The sequence below is a fragment of the Stappia sp. genome (genome assembly GCF_048268045.1).
In the GTDB taxonomy this organism is placed as follows: domain Bacteria; phylum Pseudomonadota; class Alphaproteobacteria; order Rhizobiales; family Stappiaceae; genus Stappia.
Window position 1 is genome coordinate 66,979 of sequence record NZ_JBLWWG010000002.1, and the last position, 11,532, is coordinate 78,510.

Annotated in this window: 10 protein-coding genes; 5 read left to right on the forward strand and 5 right to left on the reverse strand. The window is 69.6% G+C overall.

The annotated features are described in order from the left end of the window. Positions 1-49 precede the first annotated feature (49 nt). Complete coding sequence (locus tag ACN0WF_RS02870; RefSeq protein ID WP_417771272.1) at positions 50-592, forward strand: TRAP transporter small permease; 543 nt, start codon at positions 50-52, stop codon at positions 590-592. Next, positions 589-1,911, forward strand: coding sequence for a TRAP transporter large permease (locus ACN0WF_RS02875; RefSeq protein WP_417771273.1), 1,323 nt, complete (start codon positions 589-591; stop codon positions 1,909-1,911). Before ACN0WF_RS02870 ends, ACN0WF_RS02875 begins: the two co-directional genes overlap by 4 nt. Here the strand turns inward: ACN0WF_RS02875 and ACN0WF_RS02880 are convergent. From ACN0WF_RS02880 to ACN0WF_RS02890, 3 genes are read right to left on the reverse strand one after another with little or no spacing between them, the layout of a single operon-like run. Continuing rightward, positions 1,905-2,870, reverse strand: coding sequence for a lysophospholipid acyltransferase family protein (locus ACN0WF_RS02880; protein ID WP_417771274.1), 966 nt, complete (start codon positions 2,868-2,870; stop codon positions 1,905-1,907). The two genes, ACN0WF_RS02875 and ACN0WF_RS02880, sit on opposite strands and share 7 nt — an antisense overlap. Next, on the reverse strand, positions 2,867-4,297 hold the full coding sequence (locus ACN0WF_RS02885; RefSeq protein WP_417771275.1) for a cytochrome P450: 1,431 nt from the start codon (positions 4,295-4,297) through the stop codon (positions 2,867-2,869). The genes ACN0WF_RS02880 and ACN0WF_RS02885 overlap by 4 nt, the downstream gene beginning before the upstream one ends. Positions 4,298-4,348: 51 nt before the next feature. Beyond that, positions 4,349-5,653, reverse strand: coding sequence for an amidohydrolase family protein (locus tag ACN0WF_RS02890; RefSeq protein ID WP_417771276.1), 1,305 nt, complete (start codon positions 5,651-5,653; stop codon positions 4,349-4,351). A 197-nt stretch (positions 5,654-5,850) separates the two neighbouring features. On the opposite strand from ACN0WF_RS02890, the gene ACN0WF_RS02895 reads away from it, so the two are divergent. After that, positions 5,851-6,390: an MAPEG family protein gene (locus tag ACN0WF_RS02895; protein ID WP_417771277.1), complete on the forward strand. Its 540-nt coding sequence runs from the start codon at positions 5,851-5,853 to the stop codon at positions 6,388-6,390. Here ACN0WF_RS02895 and pobA read toward each other — a convergent pair. Beyond that, on the reverse strand, positions 6,384-7,604 hold the full coding sequence (gene pobA / locus ACN0WF_RS02900) for a 4-hydroxybenzoate 3-monooxygenase (RefSeq protein WP_417771278.1): 1,221 nt from the start codon (positions 7,602-7,604) through the stop codon (positions 6,384-6,386). The genes ACN0WF_RS02895 and pobA overlap by 7 nt on opposite strands. 131 nt (positions 7,605-7,735) lie before the next feature. Here pobA and ACN0WF_RS02905 point away from each other — a divergent pair, with 131 nt between their 5' ends. Together ACN0WF_RS02905 and ACN0WF_RS02910 are read left to right on the forward strand one after the other, a co-directional pair. Continuing rightward, complete coding sequence (locus tag ACN0WF_RS02905) at positions 7,736-8,650, forward strand: helix-turn-helix domain-containing protein (protein ID WP_417771279.1); 915 nt, start codon at positions 7,736-7,738, stop codon at positions 8,648-8,650. Positions 8,651-8,721: 71 nt separating this feature from the next. Then, on the forward strand, positions 8,722-9,921 hold the full coding sequence (locus tag ACN0WF_RS02910) for a hypothetical protein (RefSeq protein ID WP_417771280.1): 1,200 nt from the start codon (positions 8,722-8,724) through the stop codon (positions 9,919-9,921). A 14-nt stretch (positions 9,922-9,935) separates the two neighbouring features. Here ACN0WF_RS02910 and pap read toward each other — a convergent pair whose 3' ends face one another. Beyond that, entirely contained in the window at positions 9,936-11,405 is a 1,470-nt protein-coding gene (pap, locus tag ACN0WF_RS02915; RefSeq protein ID WP_417771281.1) for a polyphosphate:AMP phosphotransferase, read from the reverse strand. Positions 11,406-11,532 lie beyond the last annotated feature (127 nt).

Below are 11,532 nucleotides of genomic sequence, written 5' to 3' on the forward strand. Positions count from 1 at the left end.
GCTCGCCGCGCCGGAAGGCGGCGGGGCGGGCGAAGGAGGGGGGAGAGCCGTGCTGCGGCAAACCGAGAAGACGCTTGAGCGCATCTGCGCGGGACTGGCCATCGCCGGAGGGGCGGTGCTTGTCCTGCTGACGGCGACGACGATGGTCTCGATCACCGGCCGCGCGCTCATCGGCATCGGGCTGAGGCCCGTCCCCGGCGACTACGAGCTGGTCGAAGCGGGCACGGCCTTCGCCATCTTCGCCTTCCTGCCCTGGTGCCAGATGAAGCGCGGCCACGTCACGGTCGACCTGTTCCTCGCCCGCTTCGGCGCACGCGTCAACGCCGCCGTCGACACGCTCGCCAACGTTCTGATGACCGCCGCCAGCGCCCTGATCGCCTGGCGGCTGTGGCTCGGCCTGCTCGACAAGAAGGCCTATGGCGAAACCACCTTCATCCTGCAGTTTCCGCTGTGGTGGGGGTATGCGGCGGCGATGATCGGCGCGATCGTCTTCGTCATCGCCTGCGCCTTCACCGTCTGGCGGAGCCTCGCCGAGGCGCTGGCCGGGCGACCTCCCGCCGATCCCGGCGACCTGCGGGAGGATGCCGCGTGACATCGCTTGAATACGGCCTCTGGTCGCTCCCGATACTGCTCGTCCTCATCTTCCTGCGGATGCCCATCGGACTTGCCATGTTCCTCGTCGGCGTGGCCGGCACGACGCTGGTCACCGGAACCTTCGCGCCAGTGCTCGGCCAGCTCAAGTCGCAGGTCTACAGCACCTTCTCGAACTACTCGCTGTCGATCGTGCCGTTGTTCCTGCTGATGGGCCAGTTCGCCACGCGCGGCGGCATGTCCCGCGCGCTTTTCAAGGCGGCGGAGACCATGGTCGGCCACCGTCGCGGCGGCGTCGCCATGGCGGCGGTGGCGGCCTGCGGCGGCTTCGGCGCGATCTGCGGGTCGTCCCTGGCCACGGCCGCGACCATGGGTCAGGTGGCGCTGCCGGAGATGCGGCGCTTCGGCTATTCCGGCGCGCTGTCCACCGCCTGTCTTGCCGCCGGCGGCACGCTCGGCATTCTCATCCCGCCCTCGGTCGTGCTGGTCATCTACGCGATCCTGACCGAGCAGAACATTGCCAAGCTCTTCGTCGCCGCCTTCGTGCCGGGACTGCTTGCCGCTGTCGGCTACATGCTCACGGTCTCGCTCTACGTCTGGTTCAACCCGGCGAGCGCGGGCAGCCGGGAGCGGGCGGGCTGGGCGGAGCGCGGGGCAGCCCTCGTCGCCGTTTGGCCGGTGCTGCTGATCTTCATCGCCGTGATCGGCGGCATCTATTCGGGCTTCTTCACGCCGACCGAGGGTGCGGCGGTGGGTGCGGCCGGCACCGGCATCGTCGCGCTGCTCAACGGCGGGCTGACGCGGACCAGCCTTGTCGAGGCCTTCCTGGCAACGGCGAGCGCCACCGGCATGATCTTCTTCATCGTGCTCGGCGCCAACATCTTCAACAGCTTCCTGGCGTTCTCGCAGCTTCCGCAACAGTCGGCCGCCTATGTCGTCGGCCTCGGGCTCGACCCGTGGGTGGTGCTGGTGCTGATCCTGCTATGCTACCTCGTCTTCGGCTGCATCATGGATTCGCTCTCCATGATCCTGCTGACGATCCCGATCTTCTTCCCCATCGTCTCGGCGCTCGACTTCGGCCTCGCGCCGGAGGATTTCGCCCTGTGGTTCGGCATCATCGTGCTGATCGTGGTCGAGGTCGGGCTGATCACCCCGCCAGTGGGCATGAACCTCTTCGTCATCAACTCGATGGCGCCCGACGTGCCGCTGTCGCAGACGTTCCGCGGCGTGGTGCCCTTCATCGCCAGCGACATCCTGCGCGTGGCGCTGCTCGTCGTCTTCCCCGGACTGACGCTTTTCATGGTGCACTGGCTCTATTGAGCCGGCGTGCCAGGAAAGGCCGCGAAGCCGGGAAGGCGCAGCTCGGGCAGCATGTACCATTGCGCCAGATTGGCGCGCACCAGCGGTTCGATGGCCGCGTCAATGGCCGCAACGCCCGCCGTCAGCGCCGGTCCGCCGCCGCCCGAGCGGTCAAAGGACAGCGGCGCGCCGGTGACGAAGCGATAGCGCCCTCCCCCTTGCCTGAGCACATGAACCGGGACGATCGACGCCCCCGTCCTCAGCGCCAGCTTCACCGCCAGGACCGCGTTGCCGCGCTCCGGCAGAGGCCGTCCGAAGGCGGGCAGATGCACCTGCCGGTCACGCACCTCGTCGACAAAAAGAATCGCGTCGAACCCCTGCCCGACCACGCAGCGATGCAGGTGGCGGGCGGAGCGCTGGCCGGGCGGGAAGGCAAAAAGCCCGTAGCGCACGCGCAGCCGCGAGACGATGCGGTTGGACAGGACCGAGGGCTCCGGCTGCCAGGTGCCGACCGCCGAGCGACCGAGACCGTTGAGGACCATGTCGAAAGCCAGTTCGAACGGCCCGAGATGGACAGCGACGAAGATCACCTGGCCCAACGGTGGCAACGGTCCCTCGCAGGTGACGCGACCCGCGTCACGAAAACGCTCCAGAACCGCGTATTCGGCGCGCATTGCCCCTGCCCCACGCCACCACAGGCGCTCGCCGGCCAACGCCTGCGCGTCCGACAGCGGCGCCTGCGGATGAAGGCAGGCAAGGTTCCAGGCGAGGCGGCGGGCGAAGATACGGCGGCGGTTGAGCCATTGCGCCAGCGGCGCCACCGCACTGCCGAAGGCCGGAGCGAAGCCGACGGGAAGCCGACGAAGCAGTGCGTAAACGCCAGCCTTGAGCAGGTCGAACAGGCCCGCTCGATAGCCGTCCGGTTCCGCCGCCAGGGTTTCGGAAAACGGCAGATCCGGCTGGCGGCGCGGCGGGGTCATCGACCCGCGCGCGGGATCAGCCGCATGGGCAGCCTCTCGCCCGGGCGCAGGGTAAGCCGGCAGACCGGCTCGACCGACACGCCCTCGCCAAGCTCGAGGCGGAAGTCGCGGGCGAGCATGGCAAGCGACAGGATCGTCTCGGTCATGCCGAAGGCAAGACCGGCGCAGATGCGCGGGCCGATGGCAAACGGCACATAGGCGAATTTCGACTGGCCGCCGCGCGCCTGACCAAGGAAGCGCTCCGGCTCGAAATGATCGGCGCGCGGCCAGAGCTCGGGGTTGCGGTGCAGCAGCCAGGGCACGACCATCACCAGCGAACCCTTCGGCGTGGCGATGCCGCCCACGGTCTCGTCGGCGCGCGCCTCGCGGGCGAGGATCGGCACCGGCGGATAGAGCCGCAGGGTTTCCTCGACAACGGCGCGGGTGAAGGGCAGTTCCGACATCTCGGAGAACCGCGGATCATGGTCGCCGAGCACGCTGTCGAGCTCCGCCTCGAGGCGGTCGCGGACGCCGGGCGCCTGCGACAGCAGATACCAGGCCCAGGCCAGCGTGTTGGCCGTCGTCTCGTGGCCGGCCATGAAGATCACCGCGGCCTCGTTGCGGATCGCCTCGCGCGAGAGCGGGCGGCCGTCCTCGTCGCGGGCGTCGAGCAGGCCGCCGATGACGGAAGTCTCTCCCGCCCGCCGCCGCTCCTCGAAGCGCGAAATGACTTCTTCCAGCACCTTGTCGATGCGCGCCACCGCCCGGCGGATGGCGCGGCCGCGCCGGCGCGGCAGCCAGTCCGGCAGGCCAAGCAGCGAGGCGAGGTCGATCTGGTCGATGTGGCGCTGGTAGTCGGTGAAGGCCTCGACCACCTCGGCGGCGTAGTCGCGGCCGAGCGCGCTGCCAAAGATGGTGCGGCAGATGATCTCCGCCGTCAGATGCGCCATCTCCTGAAGCGCGTCGACCTGCGCCCCGGCGCCCAGCGCGCGCCAGGCGGCGCGCCGCTCGGCAACCGTCTCGGCCATCACGGGGAAGAAGTCGCGCACCCGCGAGGCATGGATGATGGGCGCGACCACCTGCCGGCGCCGGCGCCAGGTCTCGCCGTCGGAGACGAACAGGCCGTCGCCGAGCAGCGGCTCCAGCGCGTGGCGCATCTGCGCGCTCTTGCGCTCGAAGTTCGCGTGCTTGCGCACGAAGGCCTCCTGCACGGTCTCCGGGCTGTTGCAGACGAAGATCTGCTTGCGCAGGATGGCGATCCGCAACCAGGGCCGGGAGAAGGCGGGGGCCGGCCAGATGTTGAGAAGGCTGCGCCGGGCTAGGCCGAGAAGCTTCCACACAGGTGGCGCGCCGGCCGGGCGGAAGGGATAGGGCGGCACGAAGGGCGCCTCGGTGGCGGCCGCTTGCGCGGTCTCGCGCCCGTCCCCGACGCCCGTATTCTCGGCCATGCCGTCTCCCTTGCCCGTCTTGGTGCCATTTGCCGCCCGCGCGGCGGGTGTTCAGCCTTGCGCGCGGCCTGCGGCGGGCGCATAGGCGGCCGGGTCGATCATCTCGGGGCGCCCCTCCAGCGACAGGCGCGAGAGCGCCGGCGCGCTTTCGGCGATCACCCTGCCCCGGCGCACGACGGCGAGCCGGCGCGCGCGCAGGCGAATCGCCTCGATCCGGTCGGCCGCCTGCAGCAGCACGAAATCGGCGTTGCAGCCCGGCGCGAGCCCGTAGCCCTCGAGCCCGAGGATCCGCGCCGGATGGGCGGTCACGCAATCGAAGGCATAGCGCATGTCGTCGCGGCTCATCATCTGCGCCACATGGGTGCCCATGGAGGCAACCTCCAGCATGTCGCCCGAGCCCATCGAATACCAGGGATCCATGACGCAGTCGTGGCCAAAGGCGACGGTGACGCCGTGGGCGCGCAGCTCCGGCACCCGCGTCTGCCCGCGACGCTTGGGATAGGTGTCGTGGCGCCCCTGGATGGTGATGTTGATGAGCGGGTTGGCGATGGCCGAAACGCCGGCCTCGGCGATCAGCGGCAGCAACTTGGAAACGTAATAATTGTCCATGGAGTGCATGGAGGTGAGATGCGAGCCGGTCGCCCGGCCCTGAAGCCCGAGGCGTTGCGCCTCGTAGGCCAGCGTCTCGATGTGGCGCGACATCGGATCGTCGCTCTCGTCGCAATGCAGGTCGACCATCAGGCCGCGTTCCGCCGCGATCTCGCACAGCCGGCGCACCGAGCGGGCGCCATCGTCCATGGTGCGTTCGAAATGCGGAATGCCGCCGACCACATCGACGCCCATGTCGAGTGCGCGCAGCAGGTTCCGCTCGGCCGTGGGCGAGCGGAACAGCCCGTCCTGGGGGAAGGCGACAAGCTGCAGGTCGAGATAGGGCGCGACCTTGCGCTTGACCTCCAGCAGCGCCTCGACGCCGGTCAGCCGGTCATCGCAGACATCCACATGCGAGCGGATCGCAAGCAGGCCCTGCGACACGGCGAGGTCGCAATAGGCAAGCGCCCGTTCGACCACCGCCTCGACGGTCAGGAGCGGCTTCAGCTCGCCCCACAGCGCGATGCCCTCGAGCAGCGTGCCGCTCTCGTTCATGCGCGGCAGGCCCAGCGACAGGGTCGCGTCCATGTGGAAATGGCTGTCGACGAAGGGCGGCGAGACCAGATGCCCGCCCGCCTCGACGACACGGCCCGCCTCCGCCTCGATGCCCGGCTCGACGGCAACGATCCGCCCGTCGCGGCAGGCGATGTCGATGCGCGTGCGCCCGTCGGGCAGGGTCGCGTTCTTGACGAGAAGGTCGAGGGACATGAGGTCGGGCTCTGGGCTATGGTGATGATGGCGACGCAGGCAGGTGCCAGACGCGCGGATGCGCAGCAGCGGCGGCGATCCGCGCCGAGTTTCGGCAAATTCAGCGGGAACCTCAAGCCCGGGACGGGCATGTCTCCACGCATTGCTGCACCGATGGCGGGAAGATGCGCGCGCCCGAGACGACGGAGACAGGCGAGATGACCTCCCAGGATCCCTTTCGCGCCGAACAACGCGGCGTTGCCTTCGGCATGGCACGGGCGGCGGGGCTTGCGCTGCTGGTCCTCGCGGCGGCGGCCTACCTTGGCCTGAAGGCCCCCACGCCGGCGCTGGCGGAGCGCGTGGCCGCCACGCTGCGGGTCGACCTTCTCGTCGTTTTCTGGCTCGCGGCGGCGATCGCCAATGTGGCTCGACTGCGGTTCTTCTCGCCCGTCGACATCGCCGGCAGCAGCGGGGCGCAGGAGAGCGAGGCCGTACGCCGCGGCCGCGCGGTCCTGCAGAACACGCTGGAGCAGGCGGCGCTGGCACTGCCGGTCCATCTGGCGCTCGCCGTGCTGCTGGAAAGCGCCGTGCCCGTCGTCACCGCGCTGGCGCTGCTGTTCTGCCTCGGTCGGGCGGCTTTCTGGCGCGGCTACGCCAAAGGTGCTCCGGCCCGCGCCTTCGGCTTCGCGCTGACCTTCTATCCAAGCCTGATCGGCCTCGTCGCGGTCATGGCGGCCGCGCTCACCACGCTTCAGTAGGCCAGGCCGACGTAGTTCTCCGCGAGCGCCGCCCGCGCCGCCCGCGAGGCCTTCAGATAGTCGAATTCCGCCTGCTGCAGGCGCCGGCCGAAGGCGCCGCGCTCGGGCAGATCGTGGAGCAGCGTCGTCATCCACCAGGAAAAGCGCTCGGCCTTCCAGACACGCGCCAGCGCGCGCTGCGGATAGGCGACAAGGGCCGCCTCCTCGCCACCGCCCCGGCCCTCCCGGCCATACCAGTCGATCAGCGCCTGCGAGAGGTAATGGATGTCGGAGGCGGCGAGGTTGAGCCCCTTGGCCCCCGTCGGCGGCACGATGTGGGCGGCATCGCCGGCAAGGAACAACCGCCCGTGACGCATGGTCTCGCAGACATAGGAGCGCAGCGGCGCGACGCTCTTCTCGATGGCGGGACCGGTCTCGAGACCGGCGGCGACATCCGCCGGCAGGTGATCCGCCAGCGCCTCCCAGAAGCGGTCGTCGGACCAGTTGGAGACCTCTTCGTCGCTGGCGCACTGGATATAGTAGCGGCTGCGGGTGGGCGAGCGCATGGAGCAGAGCGCGAAGCCACGCGGGCCGCTGGCATAGATGAGCTCGTCGGAGACCGGCGGCACGTCGGCAAGCATCCCGAGCCAGCCGAACGGATAGACCAGCTCGAACCCGGCAAGACGATCCGCCGGAATCGAGCGGCGCGAAACGCCGTGGAACCCGTCGCAACCGGCGATGAAATCGCAGTCGATGCGGTGTGTCAGCCCGTCACGGCGGAAGGTCGCATGGGGGGCCTCGCCCTCGAGACCGAAGAGCGCCACATCCTCGGCCTGGTCGATCACCACCCCGGCGCGCGCGTCGCGGGCGGCGTAAAGATCGGCCGTCACCTCGGTCTGCCCGTAGACCATCACCGTGCTGCCGCCGGTCAGGCCGGCGAGATCGATGCGCAGGCGCTCCTCGCCAAAGGCGATTTCGACGCCGTCATGAACAAGACCCTCCTTGTCCATGCGCCCGCCTGCCCCGGCGCGGCGCAGCAGATCGGCGGTGCCCTGCTCGAGCACCCCGGCGCGGATGCGCGAGAGAACGTGGGCGCGCGACCGGCGCTCGAGCACCACCGTGTCGATGCCGGCGAGATCGAGCAATTGCGACAGCAGCAGGCCGGACGGGCCACCGCCGATGATGAGAACCTGCGTGCGCGTGCGCGCGCCGCCGGGTGCTGAAATCCCGCCCATGCCTTCCTCCCCTGACCGGCCGGCGCCTTCCCTCCCCGGAAGGTTCCATCCCCGCCGCCTAGCCGACTTCTTCCGCCGATGATGCGCACAAGCGCTTGCGCCGGGAAGGCCGATACCGTTCCAATAGATGGATGAATCGAACAAGACAGCGCGCGCCGGACTACGGACTTTATGGGGAACCGGCCGGGCCGGCCTTTCCGGATACGCTGCATATCGAACGCATCTCGGCGCGCAGCGGCCCACATCGCTGGCGCATCGCGCAGCACCGCCATCCGGCGCTGCACCAGATCTTCTGGATCGCGCGGGGCGGCGGTACCCTCCTTCTTGAGGACGAGGACATCGCGCTCGGCGGTGCAACGGCGCTCAACCTTCCCGCCGGCAGCGTGCACGGCTTCCGCTTTCGCGAAAACACCGAGGGCAGCGTCGTGACGCTTCCGGCAACCGTCTTCGAGCCGCTGCGCGCCAGGCTCGATCCCGGCCGGCGGCTCGACAGGGCGATGGCGCTTGGCGGAACCGGCGACGCCCCGGACATGCTGGAGGCGCTTCACCGCGAGCACGCCGCCTCCGCGCCCGGACGGGCGGAGGCGATGACGGCGCTCGCCACGTTGCTCTGCATCTGGCTGGTCCGGCGGGCAGGCGCCGGCGCGCCGGCAGAACAGGCGGCGGCAGGCGATGCGGCGGGCCGGCTCTTCGCCCGCTTCGCGGCGCTGCTCGACCGGTGCATCGGCCTCGGCGCGCCGGGACGCGCGGGCGCGGAGCGGCAGGACGTGCCGATGACCGTGACCGGCTTCGCCGGCGCGCTGTCCGTCAGCCCGCCACACCTGAGCCGCGTCTGCCGCGAACAGACGGGAAAGCCCGCCTCGGCACTGATCCGCGAACGGCAGATGCTGGAGGCCCGCCGGCTGCTTGCCTACACCCAGCAGGATGTGGCCGGCATTGCCTACCGGTTGGGGTTTGCCGACCCGGGCTATTTCTCGAGGCAGTTCTCGGCGCAGACCGGCACCTCGCCGCGCGCCTTCCGCCGAGGCTTCACGCGGCCGAAGTGACGCACCCGCATCGGGCCGGTGCCGCAGCTTCCGCTTGACCGGATCGAAAGGGCGGCGGACAAGATTGGGGAATGCGCCTCGACATCGTCATCCTGGCGGCCACCCTGCTGTGCGCCGCCCTTCTCGCCCGCCCCGCGCTTGCCCGGCTACCGCTCTGGCGGGCGACGGTGACGCCGCTGGCGTCGATCATCGGCAGCGGCTTCCTGGTGCTGGGGCCGGTGCTGGGCACCTCCTACGGAGCCTATGCGCCGGTCGCCATGGCGCTGTTGTGCCTGGGCGCGTGGCTCATCGGGTCGGCCGTGCGTTTCAACATCACCCGGCTGGAGACGACCGCCGGCAGGCGCACGGCAACGGAGGAGCGGCTCGACATGGCCGCTTCCTGGGCGCTGTCCTTCGCCTATGTGATTTCCGTCACCTACTACCTCAACCTGTTCGGCTCCTTCGGCGTCAGCCTGACGCCGCTGCACGAAAGCCTGCACGCGCGGCTTCTGACGAGCGCGGTCCTGTGCGTCATCCTCGTCGTCGGCTGGACCTGGGGCTTTCGGGCGCTGGAGGGACTGGAGCAGGTGTCGGTGACCGTGAAGCTCGCCGTCATCGCCGGGCTGCTGGCCGGCCTCGTCCTGCATTTCGGCGACACCGCGGCAACGGGCGGACTGAAGTTCGATCCGGCGAAGGTGACCGGCTGGAGCGCCGTGACCCTCGGCTTCGGCCTCATCGTCACCGTGCAGGGCTTCGAGACCTCGCGCTATCTCGGCGCGACCTATGACGCGAGAACGCGCATCCGCTCGATGGCCCTGGCGCAGATCATCGCAACGGTGATCTACCTCGCCTATATCGGCCTCGTTTCCTACGACCTGGTCATGCCGTCGGGAAAGCTGACGGAAACCGCCATCATCGGCATGATGGCCCAGATCGCGCCGGTCCTGCCGGTCCTGCTGGTGGTCGCCGCTCTGAGCGCCCAGTTCAGCGCCGCCATCGCCGACACCAGCGGCTGCGGCGGCCTTGTCGAGGAGGAGACGCGCCGGCGCATTCCTGAGCGCCACGCCTATGTGCTGCTGGTCGTGATCGGCCTGCTGCTGACGTGGAGTTCCGGCGTCTTCGAGATCATCTCCTACGCCTCGCGCGCCTTCGCGCTCTACTACGCGCTGCAGGCGATGGTCGCGGCGGTGGGCGCCCGGGCGCAAGGCAGGACGGGCAAGGCCGCGGGCTTCGCGCTGATGGCGCTCGCCGCCGCTGCCGTCACCCTCTTTGGAACGCCGGCGGAAGGCTGAGCGCGGCGTGAGCGCTAGAGGGCGTCCTTGAGACGCTCGACCAGATGGCGCACGACGGCGACGCGGGCATGGCGCTTGTCCTCCGCCGCGATCAGCGCCCAGGGCGCATCGGGGGTCGAGGTGCGGTCGATCATGTCGCCGGCGGCCTCGGCGTAGGCGTCCCACTTGAGCCGGTTGCGCCAGTCATCATCGGTGATCTTGAACTGCTTGTAGGGGGTCTCCTCGCGCGCCTTGAAGCGGGCAAGCTGTTCCTGCTTGCTGATCGCCAGCCAGAACTTGACGACCAGCGTGTCGGCGGCGGCCAGCTCCGCCTCGAACTCGTTGATCTCGTTGTAGGCGCGCATCCAGTCGGCTTCCGTGCAGAAGCCCTCGACCCGCTCGACGAGCACCCGCCCGTACCAGGACCGGTCGAAGACCGCCGCATGCCCCTGGCGCGGCAGCCGCGTCCAGAAGCGCCAGAGATAGGGATGCGCCTTCTCCTCGCGCGAGGGCGCGGAGATGCGGTGCACCCGATAGCGGCGCGGATCGAGCGGCCGGATCAGCCGGCGGATGGCGCCGCCCTTGCCGGCCGCGTCATTGCCCTCGAAGGCGACGACGAGGCCGAGGTCGCGAAAGGCCTTCTTGTCGACGAGCCGGGCAAGCTCCGCCTGCCAGTGCTCGAGCTCGGCCGAATAGCGCGCCTTGGGCAGCCGCTGCGACAGGTCGATGGCGTCGACGGCGCTGATCCGCTTGACGCGGGCGACCACCGTCGGCACCGCCAGCGGATCGGCGGGCGCGGCCGCCAGCCGGCGGCGCATCGCCATCTCGATGCAGCGGCCGAGCGCGATGTCGCGCGACTGCGGGTCGCCGGAGGGAATGACGATCCAGGGCGCGGCGGCGGTCGAGGTGGTCAGCGCCGCCTTCTCGAAGGCGTCCTGGGCGTCGGAGGCATGGGCGATGTCGGTCCATTCGGCAAGGATGCGCCGGGCGCGGGCCTTCTTCTTCAAGGCCTTCAGCCGCTCCTTCTGCACCTTCGGCTGCAGCGAGAACCAGAACTTGAGCACCAGCACGTTCTCGCGGGCGAGGAGCTCCTCGAAACGGTTGATGCGGGCAAGCGCGCGCTCGAATCCGTCCTCGTCGAGGTCGCCGAGAACGAAGCGGCGCAGCGGCGTGTTGTACCAGGAGCCGACGACGACGGAGGTCTCGCCGCGGGCCGGCAGGTCGCGCCAGTAGCGCCAGAGCTGCGGACGCTCGCGCTCGCCTTCCGTCTCCTTCTCCTCATAGGCGTTGCAGGTGAGGTAACGCACGTCCATCCATTCGTGCAGCCGCGCGATGGCGTCGTTCTTGCCCGCGCCGTCGACGCCGGCGATGAGGATCATCACCGAAAAGGGCTTTCGGTCGACGACCTGCTGCTGGGCGGCGAGCAAGGCCGTGCGAAGGGCCGGCTCGAGCCGTTCGTACTCGGATTTCGACAGGGCGACAGGCAGGCTCGCGGACTGGAACAAGGTCTCGGGTCTTTCTCGGCGGGTCGCCGGCTCATGCGGTTTTCGCGGGCAGATTTTCAAGCCGCGCGGGCAAGTGCAAGGCGGCTCATGCCGCGCAAGCTGTTTTCCCCATCGTGCACAATCGCTT